The organism is Sphingobacterium sp. InxBP1, from assembly GCF_026191775.1.
In the GTDB taxonomy this organism is placed as follows: Bacteria; Bacteroidota; Bacteroidia; order Sphingobacteriales; family Sphingobacteriaceae; genus Sphingobacterium; species Sphingobacterium thalpophilum.
The window spans coordinates 634,520-660,819 of the sequence record NZ_JAINDX010000049.1 but is presented as its reverse complement, the minus strand read 5'-3'; the positions used below and the strand labels follow the sequence as shown (position 1 = coordinate 660,819).

The following is a 26,300-nucleotide window of genomic DNA, read 5'->3' as shown; positions in this document are numbered from 1 at the left end:
GTTATTCACCATTTTATATCCACCTGCACCCCGTCCGGATTGTTCTCAAATCTCAGTAGATAAGTATTTGTCCTCGCATCCCAATCTGATTCAACGAAAACATCTTTGTGGTCGACAAGTAAGCTTTTTGGTTTTCCCGGCAACAATATACGTGAAATATTGGTTGTGTTAGCTGGGCTTTTGGCTAAGAAAGCGTAATGCCCGCTGTTCCATACTTCATTATAAATACGACTAGCCGAGGCTAGCACCTGTGGTTTCTGCTTATCTACAACCCGATCTATGTTGACAAACAGGCACTGTTCGTTGGGTTGAACCTTTTTTGAAGTAATGATGGGCAGGTTGGGGTCAAACAGATCTATTAAATTTCCTCTGACCTCGTACGGCTTACTGCTAACGCTTTCATCCAACACAGCGATCAGATCATACACGCCACGGGTTAATGTAAAATAGTTTTTGAATTGCAATTTTTCGGATTTTCCCCGATTGTCATAAAGCTGTTTTACCAGATCGAGTAACTGCCCACTGTTGTTAGGTTTGACAACAAATTCTTTGGGATCAGCACGTAAAATATGAAGTGTGCCTTTTCCATAACAGTACGTTCCCTCTTTTGGCATAGCAGACACCCCCATTTTTTCAAATAAGTGATCAGAAGGGCGTTGATAGTGATTGCCCTTCGTATTCCACCATTCCTGTACCGACTGAAATGGATCATTGTCAGTACCGCAGTATAAGAGGATGCCCCCATTTTTAACCCAGTCTGCAATATGCTGATGTGCTTCTGCTGCCAGCGGTTTCATATTTGAATAGGACATTAGCAGAATTTTCGTGTCAGCCAGTGCATTCTTTACCCCTATATTTTCCAGGTGCACGGTATTCACAGGAACCCCATTCTTCAGCAGAGGAAGAGCAAGGCCATAAAAGTTAGCTAACTGCGGATCGTCATAATCGGCATGGGAGGGAAAGCGCTGGAACATCAGCGAGTTGGCCAACAATACACTTATTCCTGTAGAGCCAGACACTTTATTGGCAGATTTTGGCATGTTAGTTAAGCTATTGATCATGACCTGCATTTGCGTTGAATAATGTCTAGGTATTTTCTCTTTTTGGTCACTATGGGGACTGGTTTTATAGAGACCTTCATAGATCCGCTCGGGCCAGGGCATCACTTCATAATTAGCAATATTCGGATAGAGCAGCTGCGCAGTGAAGGTCGCCTGATAGTTTTTTTTATAATCTGCCCAATCCCTTGGCCAGTCTTCAATTGGATCCGTAAGGAAAAACATTTTACGGCCAGTGGGCGCAGTCATTGATTCCATCACACCATACTCCAAAAATGCAGTTTCAAAAACTCGTTCCCTGGCTATTCCATTAAAATAATTTGGCTCCCGCGAAGTACCTGTCCACACCTGCGCGATATAACCATCCACACAAGGTAAGGTCGCCAAGCTTGCCTCTGGACTGACAATCATCCATTGCGAATAATTGATCAAGGAATGTGTCGGCACATAACATTTTACATCCATTCCTTTGGTCTTTCCATAGGCTTTTGCATAAGTAAAGACCTCCTTGAGCGCATTTAAATATAAAGCATACTTTAGTTTATTAGACAGGTATGTATTTTCAGGCGATTCATGCTGTGGACGCCAATCGAACCCATAAAATTTCCTCCATTCTTTTTTGAAGGCCTCGCTGTAGCCTGCCCGGGCCCAAAATTCGGGTTCCTCCATAAAAATAGCGTCAATGCCAGCATCGATGACCCTTTTAATATGCATCTCTTTGATATATTTCAGGTAATTATCGGTAGGTACGATATAGGGTACCATGTGACCATGCCAGATGGTATCGCCTTTTACATCGACCTGCCCCTCGTCCAGATGCATTTTTCCATCCCATTTTCCGGTAAAGTAATCCTGATATTCACCCCAGGCAATGCCTGTCATAAAATGGGTAATGTATCCCCGGTCGCGCCAGGATTTCACCCTTTGCTCAAAAGGAACCTTTCGGGACTTATCTGAGGGATTGCCTCCTGTTCCATAAATCATGACCGCGTCCGCGCGGTTATCGATTGTTGGCCTCCATTCACGCGAACTTTGAAAAGTTGTCTTTACAGAATCCTTGTCCTGCGCTGAAACAGTTGCAGCGATCAGCAACAAGAGTGTCAGTATATTGATTTGTTTTATCATCCTTCAATACTCCCGTTTGCGTTTAAGGTATATCTACACGTTTTGCTTCGTTATAATTCCATCGGCGTGTTCCCGTCCCTCGGGGTGTATCGTAGTTAATACGGGATGCCGCGCGAACAAAGACCGTTCGGCCAGCGGGGATCTCACCTGTAGATTCTATCTCGATCACCTGCCCCAGCTTGGCGTCAAAACTATCTCCACTATATTCTATTTTGCTGGACCAACGTTCGTCACGTGCTCTATATCCCACGGAGGAGGAATAACTAATGAACAGCTGAATATCCGTAACATTTAAAAAATCGTCATTATAACTTCCCATGGGTTCGATCTTTTCACGGAAAAATGCCTCAGATACTGCACGGGTAACCCGGACCTTCGCTTTTACTTTTCCATCCTGTACTGTAGGCTCACCCACCCATTCCACTTTAAGGAAGGGATGAACTTCCATTTTTATCTCATGGGAACCATTCAGCTCCATGTTCTTACTATCATCTGACAGCACCTTTCCATCCATATCGGTTCGTACCAATGGAATAAAAGGGCCATCTACCGTGATATTATAGTTACCCTTGAATAACTTGGTATTTTGGAATGTACCGTCAGGCATACAGTAAAAATCTGGGTTGTGTTCGACATTATTTCCCCAGCTCAGTTCAGTCAGCCGCACCCTGATCCCTTCACTTCCCTGGTCTGTCAACACGGGCTGACCAGTCTGTGCATCCACTACCGTTCCTTTTAACGTCACGGAGGGAGCTTCATAATTATCGGCCTCAAAAAGACTGCACGAACTTAACATACCTATTATGCCCAACGTGCCTAAAATATATTTTTTCATTAGATGTATACTTATAAGGTTCACACTTTGTCCATTCATAAGAAGCTGCATATATTGCGATGCTCCTCATTTTGTGGTTATTGCTGTCTAGCGGTTAGGCTGTTGATCAATAACCGCGCTTTTCGCTACTTCTCCACCAGGTATTTCAAAATAATAATCAACAGGGGTATAGCGAAATGTCTTTGTACTTACCCATTGGAAACGTGCATCAAAAAAATACTTTCCTGTCGCGGTAGAGAAGAAAGGATAAAGTCCTCTGAATCTGAAATTTTCAGTATTACTATACAGGTTTTTATCCTTTTGTTTGCCCCAGAATCCATCTCGTCCTTCGAAATGCAATACCCGCCAACGCCTCAAGTCCCATTTGGATTTGTGCTCAAATGCAAGCTCCTTGCGACGTTCTTTCCTAACAATATCTCGTCCTGTGTTATCGCCCGAAATTATACCAGTAAGTAGCTCAGCCCCCGCGCGCGAACGGATTTCATTGATAGCATTGGTCGCGGTCTGCAACAAATCGCTGCCATCCGCGGGGTTAACCCCTAGCATTTTCAGTTCTACCGCCGCTTCCGCCGCATTTAGCAATATCTCCGCATAACGCATCAATATAAAAGGTTGGTCTGACTTTCCCTCCCCTACTTCTTTTGCAGGATTGGTGTTAAGCCATTTACGAACATAGAAACCTGTCAAAGTCGCTTCGCCATTATCAAAAAACGGTCCTTCATTTCCAGCGGCGTTCATTTTCTGTCCATTATAGTCCACCGTCTGCTGGCCACTTCCGTCTCTCGGGCTCAAATACAATGTTTTGGGCAAACCTGAATAGACATTCAATTGTTGATAACGGGTATCCGCTGTGGCATAGGAATAGTCAGTAAAAAATGGTTTAACGGGAGCTGCACCAGTATAAACGCCCGCCCGTATATCCATCCTGCGCTCCTTAAAGATATCATCAGGAAAAATCACATATGCCCTTAGCCGAGGTTCTGCGTTCTTAAAGAAATCCATGGGTTTGTCATAGAGGATGTATTCTCCCTCACTATTGCTCTGCCCGGTCGTTACTTTCACGGTTCCATCAGCATACTTGTCAAATCCATCAAAAAGCTCTACAAAATCAAGAGTAGGACATGTTCCCGCTGAGAGCGGAGATCTAAACGTGAAAGGCGAACTGAAGGCATCGAAGCTATGTGTCATTGTGGGATAAACATACTCTTTCACATAAATATTCTCAGGACTACTCAAATCGCTAAACATATCCACCATGTTTTGGTATTGAGCTTCCCTATCGTTCGCTACCCATTTCTTTTTATATAAGGAGTAACTACCCTCCGTCATAACCTGCCTGGCAGCCGTATAAGCCTCCGAAAAATACCTTTGGGCAGCCGCTTTTGCGGTACCGGCATCAAAACCGATAACCCGCACCCCAGTCTTTCGTCCAAGTCCAGTCAAACGGCCGGAAACAGTTTCATTGTATTTGGCTACACTTCCCGCATAAAGCATGGCTTCAGACTTGAAAGATAACGCTACGAATTTATTGGAATATCCCGTTTTGGGGCTTTTGGGCATCATTAACTTAATAGCCTCGTCGTAATCTTTCCTTATCTGATCCCAAGTCTCTTCCTCCGAAGCACGCGGTACCTCCAGATTGTCCGCTGTATTTGGATACTGTAAAACCTTAGTGACCAAAGGTATGCCTCCGAACCGTCTCGCCATTGCATAAAATACGGTAGCACGAACATAGTATCCCTCCCCCAAGTAGTGATTGTACAGTTCTTCGGAGAACTTGCTCTTATAATTGGGGAGGTTTTCAATGAGGTAATTTGCGTCCCGAAGCAATTCAAATGCTCGTCCCCAATAGGCTGTCCGTTCGCCTGTAAAGGACGTACTGATGCCATCGCGCGTTACCGCCTCTCCAGTTCCTTCGATGCCTAAGGCTCCTAGCCAACCATTAAATTCGATCCCCCATTGGGCCATATATTTGAAATCCTCAAAAGGCATCAAGCTATACATTCGGGCCATGTAAATGTCCATCCCAGCTGGCGTGCTCAAAAGATCTTGGTCTGTCACAATATTTTTGGGGGTAATGTCTAAGTCAGCACATCCTGTGAAGCCAAACGCGCCCATTAATGATAATATAATAAGTAATTTTTTCATCTAATTATTTTTTTGGTTGCTGATGAAAGTTCGATGAAGTGTCTCCCTCACCTTACGGTTGTGGATTGTCAACCCGAAACCTTAACTATCTGCATTATCTCATTCTTCAATTCATGCAATAATATGTTGTTTCCGACCTATTGCCATTCGTCTAAAAACTAAGCGACACACCAAGCGAATATGTTTTATTCAAAGGATACATACGGCCTAAGTCGTCATCGGGATGTTCTGGATCTACAAATCGTACTCCTGTAATCGTGAATAAATTGTATGCGTTGGCATACACACGCAAACGCATGGTTGATGAAGGTTTTAAATTAGAAAATGTGTAGCCAAGCTCCACACTTTTTAGACGTAAATACGCTGTACTAACGCGATTGAACTCGGAGTTCGATTTAGGATACCGGCCTGTGAAGGCATAGTAGCCTTTTACCCATTCCGTTGCGGGATCATAAGGGTCCGCAGTAGGATCAACAGGATGCCAGCGATCCAGATATTGCTCTAATGTACCTCCACCGTTTGACCCCCAAATAGCATAAAGCGGTTCTTTGTATTCCATAGAGCCAAGGGCGGAGCCTTGCAATAGTAAACTCATATCAAAATTCTTATAGGAAGTCTCGATGTTCATGCTATAGTTGAGCCAAGGCGTTTGATCAAAAGCGAACGGATGCTCATCCTGACCGTTAATCTCTCCGTCACCATTCCAATCGAGGTATTTGTAGTCTCCGGGTAAAACATCCCGTTCTTTATAAATCGGATAAGACCAGATGTCTTCCCAACTTTCGAATCTTCCAGCGGATTCATAACCAAACTGTATGCCTTGATATCTATTGTTGAAATTGTCATTACGCCAGCGATCGTAAGAATTCTTGTAGGGTCCATTCTGTACGGCTGTCAGATACTTATTTCTAGTTACTGTAGCAATCGCACGAATATTATAAGCGAAATCATTAATTCTATTGCGATGTTTCAATTCAAGTTCGAGCCCCATATGGCGATCACTATTCACATTTTCCAGAGGAGCTGTTGCTCCGATCACCGTTGGAAACTCGCTCGTACGACGTTGAAATAAACCCGATCGAGTTCGTTCGAAGTAATCCAAGGTAAACCCAAAGAGGCCATTCCATCCTTCAAAGTCCATTCCGACATTGAAAGTTTTTGCTTTATACCAAGTAATTAACTCATTTGCAATTGGCTTACGGCTAACTCCGGTAATATACTTACCGCCAAAGATATAGCCGGGTGCATACTGGTTATTATATCCATTTTCAGCATTTCCACTGGTGGCAGGATAGATATATCCAGGGATCCATCCAAAATCCCAAGAAGAAGAAAGATCATCTCCGAGGACACCATAGCTGGCTCTAAACTTCAGTTGATTGACGAAAGAAAGCCCCGCAATAGACTTGAAAAACGGCTCCTCAGATAAGCGCCATCCCACGGACGCAGAGGGGAAAAATCCCCATTGATGACCTTTTGCAAAGCGCGATGATCCGTCATAGCGAAATTGAAATTCAGCTATATAACGGCCACCAAAATCATAATTTGCCCTACCAAATAAAGCCGACTTCGCTTCATCATAATAATCGGTTATCCCATTATACATGGAGGTCATTTGCCCGTCTTCCACACCCGCTGATAGTTGATCAGAGCCAAAAGCAAGATTTTTTAAACCATAGAAATTGTCTCCGTCATTTTTTTGAGTTTCCCAACCAATAACACCAGATACTTTATGCTGCTCTGCGATAGTACGGTCGTAATTCAGTATAAATTGTCCTAATAACTGCTGCTTATCGAAAAACTCCCTTTTCATCTGATTGGGACTGCTTAGATTATACAGCTTTTGATCGTAGGTTCCAGTACTTTTGTTAAAAGCATACTGATAATATTCTTTTCTAAACAGGGCGTTATTATCCACGCGATAATCGTATCCAATCAACGCTTTAGCTGAAAAGCCCTCGAGAATCGGCGATATATTACTTAAATCGTAATTCAAAGCAGCTGAAGACTGCAAGGTCTTCTTTTTAAACTTCCGGTAGCCCGAGATGTCCGAGTCGATCATAGCAAGTGTATTTTGTTCCAGATCGAGGCCTTCGTAATTCAGTAAGGTATTTTCAGCATCTGCATACGCGGGAAACAACATCCCCTGCTTCCAATAATTGCGTATGATATCCACTGAACTTGTATATGGGTTGTTTTGCTGATCGGCCATACCGCTGAGATTCAATTCTAATTTTAGTCCTTTAGCCAATTCAGCATTAATATTCGAGCGTAAGTTGTATTTATTATAGTTCAGGTCGCCCGATTTAAAAAAGCCCTGCTGGTAAGAATAGCCACCACCGATATAATATTGAATTTTATTACTGCCGCCAGAAATGCTAATATCATGTTGTGTCTGGGGCGAGTATTTGGAAAATAACAACGAAGTCCAATCCGAAGAGCGCCGTGTACCGTTTCGGAAATCTTCAAAATCTTTTTCGGTATAGATCAGGCTACCACCATTGATATTGTTCATTGATCTTTCATTGTAAATCGTCATTGCGCTTATCGCATCCGCCAATACCGGCATACCGGACGGCTTTTGAAAGGTATAGGACCCATTATAGCTAATGCTGGTCCGCCCCTCTTTCCCCTTCTTTGTCGTTACCAAAACGACACCATTCGCCGACCGGACACCATAAATCGCTGCCGATGCATCTTTAAGCACCGAAACATCCTCAATATCAGCAGGGTTAAGTCGCTGAAAATCCTCTGCAGTACGTGGTACTCCATCAATCACCACTAAAGGTGCACCTAATCCACGTACGTCGAAATTGGCACTATACGCGCCTGGTTCTGCACTTTTTTGCCACACGCGAACTCCCGCCACCCGTCCGGCCAGCATATTCTGGGGATTCTCGTTTTTTGTCTGCCGCATTTCCGTTCCCTTTACCGATGCGACTGCTCCGGTCAACGATTGCTTTCTTTGCGTTCCGTAACCGACAACGACAACTGTTTCTAACTGTGTATCGTCGCTTTGTAACACCACATTTATTGTGGTCTTGCCAGCCGTAAGCTCTTCTTTTGCGTTAAAGCCAATCGATTTAAATAGAATCGTTTTACCCTCAGGGACCACAATATGGTAATTGCCATCCGCATCTGTCGTGGTCTCAATACGGGTACCAGCATTCTGGACTGAAACAGTTACACCAGCGATCGGTTTATTATTGCTGTCGAGAACTTTACCGCTTATGTTCTTCTGTTGTGCCCATCCGACAGACGGCATACCTAGTGCCACAAGCATCAGCAAGGAGCCAAGCCGCCGTCTTGTTTTCCCTATATACTTTTTCATATTTATAATTGTTTGAGTTATTTTCTATTTACCGTATGATATTGCGACAATAGCGCATACTGTGTCGCATAAGCGAACATAAACATGCCCTCGATATTATTCTTGTTTTGATCCGCATGCCAGCCTCCAAGCAAATCAGCTGGTAAAAATCCAGAACGTAAGAAATGGCGATAACCATAGTCCAGATTTTGCTGGAATGAATCCATAAACACTCCGGCATTCCGATACAACGGTTGTATGTGGAAAAAACCCTTCAACAACACCACGTTAAACCAATTGTTAAATCCGTCTGATGCATAGGTATAATGACCCGGAATTTGGCTTCCCAGCTTAGCAAAGTATTGGAAACTCGCATCGGCCAGTCTCTTGCCGTCTTCTAGATAAACCTCGGATTTGGTCGCACGATACAGATCCGCAGCTCCTGCTATCATTGTCCCACTATTATAGGAGAATGCTGTACCGACCGCTCTAAGCAGCTGGGTATTTTTACGATATTTCTTTCCGTTGACGACTTCATAGGCAATTGTACAGTCCGGATAGCAATCTCCCATCATATCGTCGTAAACGCCATTTTCGTTTAGTAAATGTTCTTTTTGCCATGAATAAATCCTTTTAGCAAAATCCAAATAAAAAGAGCTTTTCGGTACCATTTTAGAATGGCGTGTCTTTCTATCATGCGCATCAATGTAATTGTGCTCAACAAAGTCTGTTTTGTTTTTATAGATCTCGTGCAGCCATACCAGTGGACTAATCATTGGGCCATTGCTGCAGGCATGTTTGGTCACATACCCGGGGCCCCAAGGAATCCCTCCATTTTCCTCACCTTGATCATTTAGTGTACAATCCCAGCCATCCAGTACATATGCAGTAAGGTATTCCGCTTCGTTGAGATACGCCTCTTTTCCTGTCAAGTGATACGCTTCAATCAGCTCGCGGATCAGCCACATCTGATCGTCATAAACGTTTAACACTCCAGTTACATTTGCAGCTCCTTTTTGTGCAGCGCGGTCTACCGCGTATACTGTCCAATCTCGTGTCTGTGTGAACGAAATTAGACGGAACGTGCCTAAATAATAAGCTGCATGATCATGTAGTTTATCTAATAATTGGACATACTGATCATAATATTGGTCGAATAGCACCTCGTTTCCCTGATCTTTTTGTAATTGAAGAGCGCGGAGGATTGCATTTACAGCTTCAATCGAGGCAGAATACATCCAGACACTTGCTTTTTCCTCCGTGTGCGTCTTTGTATCGGGATTATAAAAGCGATGCATAAAGTGCCCGTCTGCCGTAAAATAGACATCTATTGATCGATTCACCAGCTCCATGGCACGCATCAGGTTCTGATCTTGCGCCAGCAGATGGGCCGTATTCGTATTGACAAGTGGAAAAGGACAGACTGGCGCTGCATGACTATGCTGCACCAATATCATTGATAAGGAAGCAACAAGCGAAAATTGTAGCTTTTTAAACACTTTCATTTTAAGATTTCGATTTATAATTAGTCGAAGAGGGAGAACAAAGAGCCTCTCTATTCCTTCGCAAGGTAGCATCTTCTGATTAATTTTAGGGTTAAAACAGGGTTAAAAGACAGAAATAAAACGATAACCCGTAAGTCGGACAAACTGAAATAGAACTGTTGGGACGTCAACATTCAAAAATTGTAACATAGCTTTTATTTTACGTACCGCATTTTTTTGCATACTTTTAAATCCTGGAAAGATTGATAAGGGATTATACTAACCGTTACTTGACTTGATCGACAAGGATTACATTGTGGCATATTTTCTTTGTCAGCGATTATTGATATAAGTTTTTCATTGTGTTATGCGTTGCTGTGTACTATATTTTGTTGTTTTGCTTTTCATCCCGATACGCTCCTTATCACAGGGACTTAAATTTACGGGAGGCCATGAACCGATAGACAAGCGAACTTCCTATGACATGTTTGATAAAAAGGACGTCTCTTTCGAACAACAATTTACACTCTCGTTTCAATTATCGATTTATGGTTCCAATTCTTTAGGCAATATCTTCAGGGTTAAGAATACTGACAGTCATACAATCTATAATTTGTTCTACGACGAAGAAGCCGGAAATTGCATTTTTCGACTGAATGAAGAAGGTAAGAGCAGTTTAATCACTGCTAAAATCGATCAGCAGCTCTTGTTTCGTGAAGAATGGATTACTATTCAACTGACATTTGATCTGCAGCAGCAAGTATTCAAATTAAAAATTCAGAACCAGACTTTTCAGTCTCCTAAGGTCAGTCTGCCGAAAAGTTACCGTCCACATGTTATATTCGGGAAGAGCGACTATCTGATCGACGTACCTAAGATGTCCATCAAGAATGTTTCGATTGGCAGCCCAGGTAATACGTACCTATTTCCATTGAAGGAAAACAAAGGCAATATTGTCCATACAGCGGATGGTGCTAATTATGGTTATGTTGTCAATCCAACTTGGCTGATTGTGGATTCGTATAAATGGAAAAATCTATTTATCAGCAAATCGCTCTCTCAGGCCGGATCCAGCTATAACCAACGTACCAAAGAGATTTATTATTTCAATCAGGATTCTATTGAAATCTATAATGTCAGAACTAACGAAAGGAAAAAAATTGCGTTTGACAATCCTTGTCCCGTAAAGCTGGTATTGGCAAACCATTTTATAGATCCATCGACGAATAAATTATATGTCTACGAACTTTTTTATCCAGCACATTATCAAGGCCCTACCGTAGCCAGTTTGGACTTAACGCATTTTGAGTGGAAGGTAGAAAGCTATGATTTATTGAAAACAGAGCTGAATCATCATGGTACATTTTACGACATAGAGAACAAACTGTTCTATATCTTTGGTGGCTACGGCAATATGACCTACAGTAACCAGTTCTACCGATACGATTTAGGCTCGGGCAGATGGGAGACTATCAATGACTGGTCGGGAGATAAAATTCTACCGCGGTACTTCTTGTCTGCTGGACAAACTTCAAATAAGCGGACAGCTTATATTTTCGGTGGTATGGGAAACGAATCGGGTGAACATATAGTCGGTCGAAAATACCTCTATGATTTCTACCAAATCGATCTAGACAACAAGAAAATCATAAAAAAATGGGATCTCCCGTGGAACGACAAGCACATTGTGCCAGCACGCGGCCTGGTATTTCCGGACAGCAACCATTTCTTTGCATTATGTTATCCGGAATATCTGACCAAATCAAATATTCAACTATACTGTTTTGACATGAAAGATGGCCGTTTTGACGTTCTAGGCGATTCGATTCCAATTTACTCGGATAAAATAAGTACGCATGCGCAGCTTTATTATGACCAGCAGCTGGGGAGGCTTTTAGTATTGGTACAAGAGTCAAAAGACGATATACAATCTACCTTAAAGGTATATTCGCTCAATATGCCTGCCATAAGCTTAAGCGAATTAAACAGTTTTCCAGCGAAAACGCGAAGTCTAAACACGCTTTTGGCCATTCTAATATTGTGTGGTGCTTTTGGTGTTACAATGTACTTTCTACGAAAACGGAAACGGGCGTTAATCGTGGATTCCACAGAAGAATTTCAGCGCGCAGCCATGATCCCTTCAACACATCCTATAGACTCTTTTGTGGGGACTATAGAACATGAACCCAAATTAGCAAACGCAATCTTTCTATTTGGCGAATTCCGCGCTATTGACCGTAATAATAGAGACGTCTCTCATTTGTTCAGTACAAAACTAAAGCAGGCGTTTTGCCTGATACTATCACAGCCTTCTGGTATAAGCTCCCGGGCCTTTAGCCAAAACATGTGGCCTGATAAATCAGAGGACAAAGTAAAAAATTCAAGGGGTGTAACAATAAATCATTTAAGGAAGGCCCTGGGAGAATTTGAGGGAATCGAACTACTGTACAAGCAGGGAAAATTCAGGATAGAGCATACAGATCCATTCTATTGCGATTATTTGGACTGCATTCGACTAACATCCGACTTCACCCGCACCTATGCAAACGAATTAATACAGATTATACAGCGGGGCAAGTTCTTACAGGGACTGGATCACCCCATATTCGACATGCTAAAATCGGCAATGGAACAGCGCTTATTACCGATTTTATTAGCGGAGCTGCAACAGGCTGCCGCCGAACACCAGTACAAAAGAAGCGTGGCTATTGCACACACGATATTTTTATTGGACCCCTTAAACGAACAAGCTTTATTTACTGAAATTAAAGCACTTATCAATGCTAATCAAAAGAGTCAGGCACAAATCAAATTCAGGGAGTTTTGTCTCACTTATAGACAAACTATGAATGAAGATTTTCCTTATAATTTTGATCATATAACATAAAAAGCTGTCCGAAAAATGAAGCTTCGCCCACTTTTCGGATTGAAAGGCCCATCTTTATTGAACAGTTCGTCCCACAATGGTTTATTTATATGAAGTGGCAAGCAAACGCTCATGGCGTCTGACGAACTGTTTTTTTAGCGAATACAGTTTATAATAATCGTATAGACCGATGATCAAAAGCACGACACATACCACATAAAATGTCTTATTGGACAGATAGGCAAACGAAATACCGCTTATCAGACCGCCCAGAAGATATGCGCTTACGATGCTGAGCAATAAGTGGAATTTATCCACCAGAGCCTTGTTACTTCGATTTGATTCTTTGGTGAACATGGAGATCAATACAGCCAAATCGGTAGTTAGCCCTGTGAGATGTGTTGTCTTGACTACTGAATTGGATATACTGGCGGTTAGTCCGTTTTGCAAGCCCATAGCAAATAATAAGGAGCCTACCAGAATCTCCGTTTCTTTTAAGGAATCTTCGTAAAAAAAATCAAGGTATATTCCTACAAATAATATACTCAAGATTTCCAGTATTAAGGGAATTGAATGGGTCAAGTAGGAAGAAAACTTTCCCTTGCCATGGATGATAATCAAATTAGAAAGCATGCTTCCGATCAAAAATAGCAGAATCCAAAACAAGACTACTGCTCCCTGATACCAGTTTCCCTTGGCCATTTCCTGCGCGAAAACAGCATAATATCCTGTTACGTTGGAAGTAAACGAAAAAAATACAATGACAGAAGCTACGTTAACCATTCCGGCCGAAAATGCCGTCAATGCACCTAACTTAATATTATCTTGAATCGTTCTGTGGTTACTATATTTTCTTAGCATAATTTTCCTTTCCTCCTTTCTTCAATACGATCCGTGCTATTCCTTTGGTCTGTATGTCCAGATTCAGATGTAGGACCAGTTGATCTTTATCAAGTTTTTGGATGACAAAGCTTTCCACCAATTGGTTGTTTTTCCGAAGTTCCAGAATATGGCCCCGCCCTTTTAGAAACCAGTTATACTGCTTATCTTCGTGATACGCAATAAAATTTTTCTCGCCCATTCTTTCAAAATGCCACAAGCCGTCCTTCAATGGTGGCAAATGTGCGATTGCAGCATCTTTGATACGCTCATGGATAACCGCCTGTTTTTGAAATAGTGGTGACTTTTCGACCTTCTCGAAGTACCATCCCTGTTCTTCCCATTCACCTTCTAAAAGGCGTTCAGGATTTTCGTAAAACATGACCATAGACGTTGCTCCCAAGAGCAAAAACGTTAACAGTACAAAATTAAATCTCGCCAGTATTCTTCTTTTAATAGTTAACATACCACTTCTTGTTAAAAAATAAATCTGCTAAAACATTTCTTCCCGTTTTACTGATGCCCGCTCTTTCAACGATTGGAATATGCTTTGCTCTGCTTTTTAAGTGCAACAATGCCTGTGCAACATCAAAAAAATGTCTCGTTCTTTTTTCAAATTGATAATCCGCAGGAATTTTGACTTCATCGATCCGGGCACCTTTCAGATAATGTTGTAAGTAATGGGGATTGTCTGCCCCCAGAATATCCGCATAGATAGTGAGCTTGCGGCTTTCATACCGGTGACAGATCATCTGACAGGCTTTTAAAAAATCTTCGGACTGTAGATCATGGAGCTGATCCTCCAACGTGATACCTAATAATTCACTAATGGAAGTACTGCTTCTGTTGCCATAGACTAAGATCACATCAAGCTGCTCAGCTTTTGACTGCTCAATGCTCTCAATCACAAAAAAAAGTGAATCAATCGTAAAATCACTGGGAATCAAGACTCTTGTTGCTTTTGCCATATCCAATTACTTTTTGAACAAAGTTAAGGGACCCGCATGGCAACGGAATGAATCTAAAATTAGCTTTTGATTAGAATTCTAGGATACTTATTAAATGGAGATTAAAAAAGCAATAAAAGATTAAAATGGCGTTAAAATCGGAGATAAGTTGGCAGTTCTATTTCCACTACCGTACCTTCTCCCACTGTAGAATTAACTTTCAGTGTGCCCCCGTGGAGCTTAATAATATTCCGGGCCAAGGGGAGTCCAATACCATAACCATCGATTCCACTGGTATTAGATGCTCTAAAGTATGGGTCATAGATATGCTCTAATTCCGCAGAAGGAATTCCGATTCCTTTGTCCTTGATCAGAATAAAGACGCTATTATCCAAAGCGCCCAAAGCGATATAAGCAGTGCGGTCAGACGAATATTTGCAGGCATTACTTATAATGTTGGATAAGGCTAATTGGAGTAAGACCGCATTACCGTTCACTTTCAAACGCATACTATCATCGGGAAGCAGACTAAAATCTGTGACAATCCTGAATTTATCGTTAATGGCTTTTACCGTCAGCTCAGCATCCATTACGATCTGATCAATCCGTACAGGCTTAAAAGCCGCGGCGTTATTAACAAATCCCGTACGGGCAAGTAATAACAGTGCTTTAGTTTTTTTCTCCAGATGTTCCGCTGATTCGATAATCTTATACAAGGTCCGCTGGTATTCTTCCTTTGTCCTTTCTTTGGAAAGTGCCAGATCCGCTTGTCCAATAATAGATGTCAAGGGAGTATTCAGTTCATGTGAAGCATTACTGATAAAGTTTTTCTGGGTTTCGAATGACGTCTCCAAGCGTGTCAGCATACTATTGAATGTCAGGGCCAGATCCTGAAGTTCCCCTTTATATTTTTCTTCATCCAAACGTTTGTACAGATTTTCCGAACCGATCTGTTGCACTTCTTTCATCATGGTGAGTATAGGCTTTAAGAAGGACCGCTTCATAAATACTGAAACAACCAATATAAAAAGTATACCAAGTACCAAACTGATAATAAGCAAATTACGCAGGTACACCAGATGATGCGTATAGAAATAGTTTTCTGCCGAAGCTCCTACAATATAGTTTTTGTCGTCTTTTGAAAAGTACTTTGTCGAATAAAACTGTTTGCCTGCTTTAAAATTTGATGTCCCCGCTTTATTAATTTTATCCCATAGTTCTGCATTGAACCCCTGACTCCTCAGGATATTTCCATGATCGTCAAATTCAACCAGAAATTCATGCTGGTTATTTAAGTTTTCGATAAAATCCAAGCTCCATTGATCCGTTTGCGATGCTGTACGGCTATTGAGAAACTTTTCGGCAGCAATATTCCTTCGTAGGTCAAGACGCTTATAAAAATCCGTAAAAGCAAAATTTGTTATCGAATAGAAGATAAACCCTACAAAGCAGCTGACATACACGACCAGGATCGAAATCAGATAGATAAGTTTTCTGTTGTAATTATGCATTTTAACTCTTTTCAGTCCTCAATTTTCAACACATATCCCATCCCGATAACCGTATGTATGGCTTTTTTGCTTGTCACTCGCTCTATTTTTTTTCGCAGATAATTAACATACACATCGACTACGTTTGAGCCAATATCAAAATTAATTCCCCATATCTTGTCCAGTAGCTCACTTCTTTCAAACACCTTTTTCGGGTTCTGAATGAAAAGCAGGAGCAATCGATACTCTGTACTCGTTAGGTTCAACTCCTCTCCCTCGCAGTACGCCACCTTTTTATAATCATCAATAGTCAGAAAACCATAACGATAGATATCCTTTGAAAATTGCGGTTCTCGCTGTGAAGCTTGTACAATTGATTGCTGGCGGCGGATCAATGAACGTATACGCGCTTTGAGTTCAATGAGTTTAAAAGGTTTGGAAAGGTAGTCATCGGCCCCGTTATCAAGACCTAAGACCACATTTTCAGGTGTGCCGAGGGCGGTAAGCATCATGACAGGTAAATCTGTATATCCCCATTGTCTGATCTGCTTGCAAATGTCCAGACCGTTAGTACCCGGCAGAAGGATATCCAAAAGAACAAGCGCTACATCCTGTTTCGCCAAAAGCTGCTCAAGTCCTTCAGAGCGCTCTAAGTGAATCACTTTATAGCCCTCTTCGCCCAATCCCTGCATAATCAAATCAGCGACGTCCTGTTCATCCTCTACCAGAATAATCTTTAGCTCCTCCATATTCAGCATAATGTGCGATCCCATTTATTAACCAGCAATATAAACCATAAAAATACTGTTTTGATAGTATAGACACAAATCTAGCAACAAAACAAGTTATTGCCTCTGTGGTAAATCACAGTTATAGCTGACCTTTACCCATACTACTAGCTCGATGCTACTTTTTTTCCGGCTCAATCGCCAGTACATTTAGATCGTTATTCACCGCGATGTATATCCTATTACCGTTGTATTTCATGCCGGAGGAAACTCTTTTCTTCTCCTCCTCATAAATAATTCTCTACCAGTGTTTAATAAAACCGATTAATTCCCTATCTTTACACTATTGAAACAAAACTCAACATCAGCCATGTTTATCGGCGCTGTCAAATGGTTCGACAACAACAAGGGGTTTGGTACCCTAGCGCTACCTTCCGGAGAGGAACTCTTTGTGCATATACGAAGGTTTAAAGAACCTCCAGAACATATCATCCAACCGGGGGAAGCCATCATAGGCGAAAGAAAGCCTGATCCCAGAAGAGGCGGTTACCTGGCTCAGAACTGCAGGATCCTCCATAAGCCAGAAGACTGGAGATTTGTTATCTCCCTTCTTGAAAAAGAACAGACTGTCCTTATTCCTGATAACCATGGACATCAACACAAACACAACCTAACCTCGCTAACTGCAAGACAACTATTAAGGAGCCAACCTAAAGATCAAATTCCCCAAATGCTAACCTCCTATTTCGGTTACCACTTTAACAGTAGTATTTTCATCGCTTATGCCGAATTGCTGGAAAAAAGTATCACAGGGGTTTTTGAGAAGGAATTTGCGGCATCGTTATTAACGCAGATATTTGACTATTTTGGCAAACATGTTTCACATCAAATCCTCTTTCGTGTATGGAAAGAACGGATGTTCAAGTACTTAGGTTACGCTGCGGATGGCGATTATGAAATTCCAGAAGAAGTATTCAATCTCAACGCAACGGAGATCAATTACGAGGATTTGACAAGGATACAATATTACAGTTTTGGTACATCTTTTTGTAATGACTTTGCGGAAGCTTTATTTGATGATTTGGAAACTATGGACAAAGATGAAATCGAATCACTGATCCCCTATACCAGCTTTCTGGACAACAAAGATCGTATTGAGCGAATCCAGTTCATTTTGCAATGATCCACTGGATGATTTAACCTTCTGCCGCTACAGGCAGCCCACACCTATAAAGAATACTGAGCCGGATCTGTTAGTAGCAGCTAAGCTGCTACTAACAGATCCGGCACCTCTCTCATAGACTTATGTTTTTCTACAAAAACTGCATCATATGGTAGGCAGACGATATCCATTTTGATATGCCTTAGTTAAAAAGCTGTCGGCATCTCTATCATTGAATCTGCGGTTAGTTTTATCCCAGAACAATTTCTTCTTGCTTCGGTAGGCAATATTTCCCATTTGAGAAAATACAGCTATATGTGCGCCCGCTTCTATTGGCGCATGTAAGCCCGCACTGGATTTCTGCCGAACAGCCTCGACGAAGTTGACCATATGTTTTTCTAATCCATTATCTATTGAAGCCTGGAAAGAAACGGCATCCATTCTCCCTTTTTCTGGGATAACCTCCCAACCTTCCCGGTTTACAACCAAAGTGCCATTGTTTCCAATAAATGCAACGCCATGTGTTTTCTGGTATGGGCCAAGATCTATTCCAGTGGCTTGTTCCCACTGAACATTAAAACCATCAAACTCATACACCGTCGTTAAGCTATCGGGGGTTTCAGCAGCATCATCGGGATAGGCAAACTTACCCCCCGCAGCCATGACGGAGATAGGATCCGATACTTTCATACCGATCAGAGCATAATCCAGCATATGGACGCCCCAATCAGTCATCAGGCCGCCGGCATAGTCCCAATACCACCTAAAATTAAAATGAAACCGATTTGGATTGAAAGCTCTTTTTGGTGCTGGGCCCAACCATTTATCATAATGCACACCCGCTGGTACCGATGCATCCGCTTGCACAGGAATGCTTTTCATCCAACCTTGATAAGCCCAGGCTTTGACCAGACGAATCTTGCCTAATTTTCCACTGTGTACAAAGGCCATCGCATCTCTAAAATGCTGCTGGCTACGTTGCCACTGCCCCACCTGAACGACGCGCTTATATTTGTTTGCTGCAGCCACCATGATGTCACATTCGCGGATGGAATTTCCAATAGGCTTCTCCACATACACATCTTTACCAGCTGCTACCGCGTCGACCATCTGCAAGCAATGCCAATGATCGGGAGTCGCTATAATCACGACATCAACATCGGACGCCCGTAACAGTTCTTTGTAATCAATGTACGCTTTAACGGTAATATTTTGCTTTTTTAATTCAGCGACCCTGTTATTGAGTACATTTTCGTCTACATCACAGAGTGCAGTACACTGCACTCCCGGCACCTTTAAGATGGCGTTGAGATTAGCCCAGCCCATTCCATTGACGCCAATCAGCCCCACACGAATGTTTGTGGTCTGAAATCCCATGCCGTTAACAGGAGACAAAAAAACTGAAGCAGCCAACATTCCGGCACTTCGGATAAAATCTTTTCTTTTCATTGTTTTATTTGGTTTATGCTGATTAAATTATTTATATGTTATACATCATCGACCGGAGCATACCAAACAGATTCGCCTTGTATTTTGCCAATCCGCAGTCTCCATAACGAATATGCAGGTTGTTTTAATGATCGCCAATATATCTGCCGGCTTTCATTCCGGAAAATATACAGCCCCCGAGAAATGTCCCTTCCAGTGCACGATATCCATGCATTCCACCACCGCCAAAACCTGCAACTTCACCAACTGCATACAAGCCTTCAATGACCTCATCCTGCGCCGTCAATACGCGGCTATCGAGATCTGTTTTAAGCCCGCCCAAGGTTTTCCGTGTCAAAATATGCAGTCGTACAGCAATCAGCGGTCCATTTCTTGGGTCTAGTATTTTATGGGGCTGTGCAACACGTGCCAACCTATCTCCTAGATATTTCCGTGTACTTCGAATATAATTAACCTGAAAATCTTTGCAGAATGGATTGTCCAATTCACGGTCCCGGGCCACAATCTGGGATTTTATATGCTCATAATCCAGCATTCCATCACCAGTAAGCTGGTTCATCTGTTTTACTAAAGCCTCTAGGCTATCGGCCACAACAAAATCCTCCCCTTTTTCTTTAAAAGTCTCCACAGGGCCAGTAGCTTTCCTGCCAAACAGACGTTGTAGAAAGAGCCAATAGTCCTTATTGGTAATATCGGGATTTTGTTCCGAACCGGATAACGCAAACTCCTTTTTTAGGATGTTCTGAGTTAGAATAAACCAGGAATAGCTGGATCCATTTTGCTGCAGGTATTTTAGCGTCCCCAAGGTATCGAAGCCCGGCAGATAAGGAGCAGGGAGGCGGTCTCCCTTAGCATCAAACCACATGGAAGACGGGCCGGGTAAAATGCGTATACCGTGGTCAGGCCAAATGGAGTTCCAATTCTGCACACCTTCAGTATAATGCCACATCCGGTCTCTGTTAATCATATGTGCACCCATTTTCTCAGCGACGCCGATCATTTTTCCATCGACATAAGCGGGTACGCCGGAAATCATCTTCAAAGGCGCTATCCCGAGCCGTGCGGGCCAGTTTTCTCTTACTAATTCATGATTTCCGCCAATTCCACCTGAAGCGATCACTATATGCGGAGCATAGAACGAAAATGATGAGATCACATTTCTGTTTGTGGCGAATCCTCTTTCTTGATCATCATCAGCCAAAATATCTCCAGACACACCTTTGACAGCTCCATTGCGACTGATCAGGTTTGTCACCCGATGCCTGAATTTAAATAGCAGCAGGCCTTTGCGCTCAGCCTGATAGGCTTTTTCAACGAAGGGTTTCACCACCCCTACACCGGTTCCCCAGCTTACATGAAATCTCGGCACTGAATTTCCATGGCCAGACGCGCTTCCATCGCCACGTTCCGCCCAGCCAACCATAAACATCAGTTTGATCCCAAGCTTAGCCAGGTAATCATATTTCTCTGCAGCAGCGAAATTTAAATAAGCTTCAGCCCACTGCCTCGGCCAATAATCTTCCGGCCGGTCAAACGATGCTGTGCTCATCCAGTCCTGATGCGCCAGATCAAAAGAGTCTTTAATACCCATTAGGCGCTGCTGAGGCGAATTGATTAAAAAAAGGCCACCGAAGGACCAATACGCCTGGCCACCAATATTTTTTTCGGTCTCCTGATCCAAAAGGAGCACTTTCTTGCCTGCATTAGTTATTTCCATTGCCGCTGTCAGTCCTGCTAAACCAGTTCCTATAATGATTGCATCGGGTTTAAATTGATCTACTGTCTGCATAGCTACATACTCGTCGATACGCTACGTAATCATCTATCAGCCACCTCTTCTCGTAACGCTATATCTTTTTAAATTTAATAGTTTATCCCCTCATACACAAATACAATCTTCGACTGATCGGGTAATTGAGGGATTTCCCTTCTTTAATATATAATTAATATTATACATGTATACAATTTAACTTATTTTAATTATAGTTCAGACCGATTTAACTTTGTCTGCCGGGATTTGGACGAAATGTTAGGGCCAGACTTCCCGTGCAATAAACAATCTTAGAAACACAACAATTTAAATAACAAAATGGAATATAGAAAGTTAGGAAACACAGACTTAGAATTATCCACCATAACCTATGGTGCATTTGCAATAGGGGGAACTATGTGGGGCGGCAATGAAGAGAAAGATTCAGTCGCCTCAGTCAGGGCCTCTATCGATCACGGCGTGACTACTTTAGATACCGCCCCTTTTTACGGTTTCGGCCTGAGTGAAGAGATGATCGGACAGGCGATCAAAGGATATGATCGGTCACAGATTCAATTGCTAACCAAATTTGGTCTGGTTTGGGATGGAACTAATGAAGCAAAAGGTGAGTTTTTCTTCGATGCAGAAAAGGATGGGAAAACTATTCCAGTTTACAAATATGCATCTAGAGCCAGCATCATGAAAGAAGTGGAAAATAGTCTGAAAAGATTACAAACAGACTATATTGACCTTTTACAAATCCATTGGCCGGATACTACTACGCCTATTTCCGAAACAATGGAAGCGTTAGAATTGCTTTTGCAACAAGGGAAAATCCGTGCAGCTGGAGTAAGTAACTATAGCTTAGAGCAGGTCGCCGAGGCACAGCATTCGTTAAACATAGCCAGCAACCAACTGGCATACAGCATGCTAAATCGAAATATGGAGAAAGATATTGTCCCCTATGCACTTCAGCACAATCTAGGGATTATCGTTTATAGCCCCATGGAAAGAGGATTATTGACCGGCAAATATTTTGGAGATGGTAAATTAAAAGCAAATGATCACCGCAACGCATACTTCCAACAGTTTGATCTTGCCAAGGTAAAAACGTTTTTGGACACGATCAGTCCAATCGCTGCAGATAAGGGAGCAACTCTTTCGCAGTTAGTGTTAAAATGGACCACTTTACAGCCTGCAATAACAACTGTATTGGCAGGCGCCAGAAACGCTGAACAGGCTATTTCCAATGCACAATCAATAGAGATAAATCTCACAGCAGACGAATTGTCCCATATTAACCATGCGTTGTCGCAGCTCTAGGAGCCCCGTCACTGATAAGCCATCCTAAATGCCTACAAAAAAGCTCGTGTGTGCTCCTGTAGGCGTTTAGGACAGCTTGACTATGTCTATCGTCGTCTTACTTCCGTACTATCTTATTTTCGAAAAGCAGTCCATGATTTTCATTAATTCAACAGCCTCTTCGATAGAAGCGGGATTGGGCCTGTTTCCCCTAAAAAATTCTACCGTACTGGCAATCATAGGATATTGAATGTGCTCCGGATGATCAAATACAATTTCTTCCTCCTGACCATTGGACCTGACATAAACGGAATCGCCAAACAATGAAAACCTGATATTCCCCAAACTACCTAAGATTTCGCAACTGTCCATATGATCATTTGCTGGTGCATTGAACCACCAACTGCCCTGAAAGACCACTTGGTTCCCGAATAATATTGTTCCTGATGTATAATCAGCAACGGTATTCCGAGCATCGTGAATGAGACTAAAGCCTTCATAGAAAATTGCAGGACCAAAGAAATAAAGCATCAGATCCAATTGATGTGGAGCAAGGTCAAAAAAATATCCGCCCCCTGATATTTTGGGGTCTGTCCGCCAATTGTCCGCCCCCTTGGATACTAATTCGGGGTTGCGGCTCTGCCATAGTCGTAGCTGTACCGTCTGCACAGCTCCGATCTTTCCAGAATCCAGCCATTCTTTTATTTTAAGGAACATGGGCAGTTGTCTTCGATAGTGAGCCACAACCAGCTTACCTTGTGATTTTTTCGTCGCCTGCAATAATAAAACCGCTTCTTGAGCATTTAAGGTTACAGGCTTTTCCACGTATACATGCTTTCCTAAGTTTAATGCCAATAATGCATAATCAAGATGTGACGATGGCGGAGTAGCGATATAGATGGCATTCAATGCTGAATTACCGAGCATCTCGTCTACGTTTGCATACCAGTTGGCAATCTGATGTCTCCGGGCATAATCCTCAGCCAACGAAGCATTCCTACGCATGACTGCCAGTAAATGGCTACCCTCTACCTTACTAAACGCCGGGCCACTTTTTTTCTCAGTCACATCGCCGCACCCAATGATTCCCCATACTATCGTATTGTTATCTTTCATTTTATATTACAGTAGCCATTTTAATTTAGTCCTTTGCGCCCAACAAAAGTGTTTTTGCCTAACAGAAATCCAATCGCTTTTTCTATATTTTTCCGTCTGCTTTCCTCGGTTTTTAATTGCCCTATATAGCGAATGATTTCTTTCCTTAAGGAAGGTGATAAATTGTCAAAATTATTTTTCGCCTGTACATTTTCTGACAAAGCCTCCACAAGTGCAGGATGAGGGCCTAAAGTTCGGTCTTGCGGATCAAATGCGACAGATAATTCGAGCATTTCACCTATACGCTTTGGAGAGCTTGGCAGCATGCCCATATTGATATACATTCGCCATTCACCCCGATATCGCAATAAAGTCTGCTTATAGTCTTTTCCATTCACTTGCCCTTTTATCGGAATACTCCCTTTGCTCCTTCCCGCATCGTTAAATAGCGCATGCAATATATCATTCGGAACCGATACAAACGGATTGATTCCTATAATATCTAATCTGGCTTTAAAAAAGTACATGCTCATTCTTCTATTTTATCCAAATAAACTCACCAGAGATGATGAATGCCACCTATTCAAAATAAGCATGCCTTTCAATCCATTGCCTATTTGACATTGTATCGCAACAACACAGCTTGCCTATCCTGCTGTCAGTTTACCTTTGCAAATTACAAAACTAATTTGAAGAGTTGATATTCAACGTACAATCAATTCTTCAGACGCTATAAATAGATATGATCACAAATATTTTTCTATTTTTGATTGAATCAATCACGGAAAGTAAATTTAAAGAAGCGCAGTATGATCAGTAGGTTCTTCAAAAAATTCTATCTACACGTCGTTATATGGACCATCCTGCTATTGCTTCCCTTTATAACTTATCTTTATCAGCCGGATAAGATCGCTGATTTCAAAATCTATGCAGCAGCAACACATCTCGTGAATATCCTATTTTTGGCTACAAATTTCTATCTGCTCTGTTACTTTGTGGCTCCGAAGTTTTTTTTCGGGCACCGCAAAACCTTTGCCGCCGCCATTGGAATAGGTTTTTTTATTTACGTAGGGCTCAATTACATAATCGTTTATTTTAATCCCGACGGTGAACTCGCCCATCTGGTCAGGGAAAATATACTATTTGTACGGCTTATTATAGGTCCGGGTATCATTTATTCGTTATGTATGATTACCTCTTCCATGATTTTTTTGTATGATGAACAAGCGCGGCAAAAGGAATTGAACAAGCAAATTGCACTCGAAAAAACTACAGCCGAGCTCACCATATTAAAACTTCAGATCAGCCCGCATTTTCTCTTCAACACGCTCAACAACATCCGTTGGCTCATTCGCAAAAAATCGCCGGATTCCGAAAACACAATCATCAAACTATCAGAAATACTGCGTTATATACTTTATGAAGTCGATGGCCCCAAGGTTGAACTTTTTAAAGAAATCGAACACATGCGCAACTTTATCGCTCTTCAAACGCTGCGGCTTCCGATCGAAGGGAATGTAGAGTTAACGATCGATGATGCCGTCAAGAACAGGATGATTCCCCCTCTCTTGTTTATACACTTTGTCGAAAATGCGTTCAAATATGGAGTAGACAGCAAAAACAGCCCACAGATACAATTTCAGTTCCTTGAAACAGCAAACGGGATCAGTTTCAAATCACGTAATAAAATACTGCGGCATACCGAGTCCCGTACCAACGAGGGGATCGGTTTAACAAATATCAGACGCCGGCTCCATTTGCTCTATCCACACCGGCACGACCTCTCACTTATAACGACCGAAGACGGCTATTTTGAAGTAATACTTAAATTAGTAATGGATGAAAATTAAATGCATACTACTGGACGATGAACCATTTGCGCTCAATATTTTAGAAGATGATCTCCTTTCTTTTGCGCAAATCGAAGTGCTTCATAAAGCCAATTCAGCAGCCGAGATCCTACCATATCTCAAAGATCATCACGTCGACCTCATTTTTTTGGACATACAGATGCCAGAGCAGCTAGGCACACAGTTTGTTCGCGAGCTTACAAATCCGCCCCTCGTCATCTTCACTACAGCTCATCACCAGTATGCCGTAGAGGGGTTTGAATTAAATGCTGTCGACTATCTCCTTAAGCCGATCTCAAAAGAACGGCTTGCGACTGCCATCCAGAAAGTAGAAGATATCCTGTCGCTGCGTCCAAGGCGTATCGATGAAAACGACCATATCATCGTCAATGTAGCATACAAAAAAACTAAAATTTTGCTCCGTGAGATTAGCTATATCGAGGGGCTAAAAGATTACGTTAAAATCCACCTGGTAGATCGCAACATACCGCTTCTCACACGAAGTAACTTGCGGGGAATGGAAAAAATACTTCCGGCGACTAGCTTTCTCCGGGTACATAATTCTTTTATTGTCAATAAAGACAGAATACAACGCAGTACACATTCCAAGCTTTTTTTACCGGAGACGGTGCTGCCTCTCGGAAAAAAATACATAAAAGCAATAGACGAACTTTTACAGAACAGTACTGCTTATCTCCGATGATCCACCAGATTTCATTGGTCTACACATTCTATGTTTCAGTCTACAGATAATTGCATAGCTTAAAAATCCTTTTCAAATTTGCTTTCGGTTAAGTGCCATACTGTATATGGCCGTAGTAA

19 protein-coding genes are annotated in these 26,300 nt (G+C 42.1%); 5 read left to right on the top strand and 14 right to left on the bottom strand.

What is annotated here, in order from left to right:
• Window positions 1-5 precede the first annotated feature (5 nt).
• From K7A41_RS22595 to K7A41_RS22575, 5 genes are all read right to left on the bottom strand, one after another.
• Window positions 6-2,183 (bottom strand): hypothetical protein, encoded by a 2,178-nt coding sequence (locus tag K7A41_RS22595; RefSeq protein ID WP_265715686.1) that lies wholly within the window; start codon window positions 2,181-2,183, stop codon window positions 6-8.
• Window positions 2,184-2,205: 22 nt separating this feature from the next.
• A complete protein-coding gene (locus tag K7A41_RS22590; protein WP_265715685.1) occupies window positions 2,206-3,018 on the bottom strand; it encodes a DUF3823 domain-containing protein in 813 nt (270 codons plus the stop codon).
• A gap of 87 nt (window positions 3,019-3,105) precedes the next feature.
• Entirely contained in the window at window positions 3,106-5,166 is a 2,061-nt protein-coding gene (locus K7A41_RS22585; protein WP_265715684.1) for a RagB/SusD family nutrient uptake outer membrane protein, read from the bottom strand.
• 151 nt (window positions 5,167-5,317) lie between these two features.
• Window positions 5,318-8,497, bottom strand: a complete 3,180-nt coding sequence (locus K7A41_RS22580) for a SusC/RagA family TonB-linked outer membrane protein (protein WP_265715683.1) — start codon at window positions 8,495-8,497, stop codon at window positions 5,318-5,320.
• A gap of 17 nt (window positions 8,498-8,514) precedes the next feature.
• On the bottom strand, window positions 8,515-9,981 hold the full coding sequence (locus tag K7A41_RS22575) for a glycoside hydrolase family 76 protein (RefSeq protein ID WP_265715682.1): 1,467 nt from the start codon (window positions 9,979-9,981) through the stop codon (window positions 8,515-8,517).
• Between the two features lie 346 nt (window positions 9,982-10,327).
• On the opposite strand from K7A41_RS22575, the gene K7A41_RS22570 reads away from it, so the two are divergent.
• On the top strand, window positions 10,328-12,847 hold the full coding sequence (locus K7A41_RS22570; protein ID WP_265715681.1) for a kelch repeat-containing protein: 2,520 nt from the start codon (window positions 10,328-10,330) through the stop codon (window positions 12,845-12,847).
• Between the two features lie 81 nt (window positions 12,848-12,928).
• Here the strand turns inward: K7A41_RS22570 and K7A41_RS22565 are convergent, their stop codons facing one another.
• The 5 genes from K7A41_RS22565 to K7A41_RS22545 all read right to left on the bottom strand — a co-directional run bounded on the left by K7A41_RS22565 (window position 12,929) and on the right by K7A41_RS22545 (window position 16,915).
• Window positions 12,929-13,687 (bottom strand): YoaK family protein, encoded by a 759-nt coding sequence (locus K7A41_RS22565; protein ID WP_028068623.1) that lies wholly within the window; start codon window positions 13,685-13,687, stop codon window positions 12,929-12,931.
• Window positions 13,671-14,171, bottom strand: coding sequence for a hypothetical protein (locus K7A41_RS22560; RefSeq protein WP_265715680.1), 501 nt, complete (start codon window positions 14,169-14,171; stop codon window positions 13,671-13,673). The genes K7A41_RS22565 and K7A41_RS22560 overlap by 17 nt, the downstream gene beginning before the upstream one ends.
• On the bottom strand, window positions 14,158-14,673 hold the full coding sequence (locus tag K7A41_RS22555; protein WP_265715679.1) for a hypothetical protein: 516 nt from the start codon (window positions 14,671-14,673) through the stop codon (window positions 14,158-14,160). Before K7A41_RS22555 ends, K7A41_RS22560 begins: the two co-directional genes overlap by 14 nt.
• Window positions 14,674-14,804: 131 nt before the next feature.
• Entirely contained in the window at window positions 14,805-16,163 is a 1,359-nt protein-coding gene (locus tag K7A41_RS22550) for an ATP-binding protein (RefSeq protein ID WP_265715678.1), read from the bottom strand.
• An 11-nt stretch (window positions 16,164-16,174) separates the two neighbouring features.
• The gene (locus K7A41_RS22545) at window positions 16,175-16,915 is read right to left on the bottom strand and encodes a response regulator transcription factor (protein ID WP_232048773.1); all 741 of its coding nucleotides are present in this window, start codon (window positions 16,913-16,915) and stop codon (window positions 16,175-16,177) included.
• 301 nt (window positions 16,916-17,216) lie between these two features.
• Between K7A41_RS22545 and K7A41_RS22540 the strand changes: the two genes are divergently transcribed.
• Entirely contained in the window at window positions 17,217-18,053 is an 837-nt protein-coding gene (locus K7A41_RS22540; RefSeq protein ID WP_138097074.1) for a cold-shock protein, read from the top strand.
• Between the two features lie 144 nt (window positions 18,054-18,197).
• Here the strand turns inward: K7A41_RS22540 and K7A41_RS22535 are convergent, their stop codons facing one another.
• Both K7A41_RS22535 and K7A41_RS22530 read right to left on the bottom strand, forming a co-directional pair.
• A complete protein-coding gene (locus tag K7A41_RS22535; RefSeq protein WP_265715677.1) occupies window positions 18,198-19,481 on the bottom strand; it encodes a Gfo/Idh/MocA family protein in 1,284 nt (427 codons plus the stop codon).
• Between the two features lie 124 nt (window positions 19,482-19,605).
• The gene (locus K7A41_RS22530; RefSeq protein WP_265715676.1) at window positions 19,606-21,270 is read right to left on the bottom strand and encodes an FAD-binding dehydrogenase; all 1,665 of its coding nucleotides are present in this window, start codon (window positions 21,268-21,270) and stop codon (window positions 19,606-19,608) included.
• Between the two features lie 300 nt (window positions 21,271-21,570).
• Here K7A41_RS22530 and K7A41_RS22525 point away from each other — a divergent pair, with 300 nt between their 5' ends.
• Window positions 21,571-22,554 carry an aldo/keto reductase gene (locus tag K7A41_RS22525; RefSeq protein ID WP_265715675.1) on the top strand — a complete coding sequence of 328 codons (984 nt, stop codon included), beginning with the start codon at window positions 21,571-21,573 and terminating at the stop codon, window positions 22,552-22,554.
• Window positions 22,555-22,662: 108 nt separating this feature from the next.
• On the opposite strand, the gene K7A41_RS22520 is transcribed toward K7A41_RS22525, so the two are convergent.
• Together K7A41_RS22520 and K7A41_RS22515 are read right to left on the bottom strand one after the other, a co-directional pair.
• Window positions 22,663-23,649, bottom strand: coding sequence for a Gfo/Idh/MocA family protein (locus tag K7A41_RS22520; protein ID WP_265715674.1), 987 nt, complete (start codon window positions 23,647-23,649; stop codon window positions 22,663-22,665).
• A 20-nt stretch (window positions 23,650-23,669) separates the two neighbouring features.
• Window positions 23,670-24,155, bottom strand: coding sequence for a YdeI/OmpD-associated family protein (locus tag K7A41_RS22515; RefSeq protein ID WP_265715673.1), 486 nt, complete (start codon window positions 24,153-24,155; stop codon window positions 23,670-23,672).
• A 282-nt stretch (window positions 24,156-24,437) separates the two neighbouring features.
• Between K7A41_RS22515 and K7A41_RS22510 the strand changes: the two genes are divergently transcribed.
• Window positions 24,438-25,478 carry a sensor histidine kinase gene (locus tag K7A41_RS22510; protein WP_265715672.1) on the top strand — a complete coding sequence of 347 codons (1,041 nt, stop codon included), beginning with the start codon at window positions 24,438-24,440 and terminating at the stop codon, window positions 25,476-25,478.
• Window positions 25,468-26,181, top strand: coding sequence for a LytR/AlgR family response regulator transcription factor (locus K7A41_RS22505; protein WP_028068633.1), 714 nt, complete (start codon window positions 25,468-25,470; stop codon window positions 26,179-26,181). Before K7A41_RS22510 ends, K7A41_RS22505 begins: the two co-directional genes overlap by 11 nt.
• Window positions 26,182-26,300: the final 119 nt, after the last annotated feature.

What these genes read in the sequence shown, in the direction of transcription:
- K7A41_RS22510 (WP_265715672.1), top strand. Translation starts at nt 24,438, where the DNA reads ATGATCAGTAGGTTCTTCAAAAAATTCTATCTACACGTCGTTATATGG.
- K7A41_RS22575 (WP_265715682.1), bottom strand. Translation starts at nt 9,981, where the DNA reads ATGAAAGTGTTTAAAAAGCTACAATTTTCGCTTGTTGCTTCCTTATCA.
- K7A41_RS22505 (WP_028068633.1), top strand. Translation starts at nt 25,468, where the DNA reads ATGAAAATTAAATGCATACTACTGGACGATGAACCATTTGCGCTCAAT.
- K7A41_RS22570 (WP_265715681.1), top strand. Translation starts at nt 10,328, where the DNA reads ATGCGTTGCTGTGTACTATATTTTGTTGTTTTGCTTTTCATCCCGATA.
- K7A41_RS22550 (WP_265715678.1), bottom strand. Translation starts at nt 16,163, where the DNA reads ATGCATAATTACAACAGAAAACTTATCTATCTGATTTCGATCCTGGTC.
- K7A41_RS22520 (WP_265715674.1), bottom strand. Translation starts at nt 23,649, where the DNA reads ATGAAAGATAACAATACGATAGTATGGGGAATCATTGGGTGCGGCGAT.
- K7A41_RS22515 (WP_265715673.1), bottom strand. Translation starts at nt 24,155, where the DNA reads ATGTACTTTTTTAAAGCCAGATTAGATATTATAGGAATCAATCCGTTT.
- K7A41_RS22555 (WP_265715679.1), bottom strand. Translation starts at nt 14,673, where the DNA reads ATGGCAAAAGCAACAAGAGTCTTGATTCCCAGTGATTTTACGATTGAT.
- K7A41_RS22580 (WP_265715683.1), bottom strand. Translation starts at nt 8,497, where the DNA reads ATGAAAAAGTATATAGGGAAAACAAGACGGCGGCTTGGCTCCTTGCTG.
- K7A41_RS22525 (WP_265715675.1), top strand. Translation starts at nt 21,571, where the DNA reads ATGGAATATAGAAAGTTAGGAAACACAGACTTAGAATTATCCACCATA.
- K7A41_RS22530 (WP_265715676.1), bottom strand. Translation starts at nt 21,270, where the DNA reads ATGCAGACAGTAGATCAATTTAAACCCGATGCAATCATTATAGGAACT.
- K7A41_RS22535 (WP_265715677.1), bottom strand. Translation starts at nt 19,481, where the DNA reads ATGAAAAGAAAAGATTTTATCCGAAGTGCCGGAATGTTGGCTGCTTCA.
- K7A41_RS22595 (WP_265715686.1), bottom strand. Translation starts at nt 2,183, where the DNA reads ATGATAAAACAAATCAATATACTGACACTCTTGTTGCTGATCGCTGCA.
- K7A41_RS22585 (WP_265715684.1), bottom strand. Translation starts at nt 5,166, where the DNA reads ATGAAAAAATTACTTATTATATTATCATTAATGGGCGCGTTTGGCTTC.
- K7A41_RS22565 (WP_028068623.1), bottom strand. Translation starts at nt 13,687, where the DNA reads ATGCTAAGAAAATATAGTAACCACAGAACGATTCAAGATAATATTAAG.
- K7A41_RS22545 (WP_232048773.1), bottom strand. Translation starts at nt 16,915, where the DNA reads ATGGGATCGCACATTATGCTGAATATGGAGGAGCTAAAGATTATTCTG.
- K7A41_RS22560 (WP_265715680.1), bottom strand. Translation starts at nt 14,171, where the DNA reads ATGTTAACTATTAAAAGAAGAATACTGGCGAGATTTAATTTTGTACTG.
- K7A41_RS22590 (WP_265715685.1), bottom strand. Translation starts at nt 3,018, where the DNA reads ATGAAAAAATATATTTTAGGCACGTTGGGCATAATAGGTATGTTAAGT.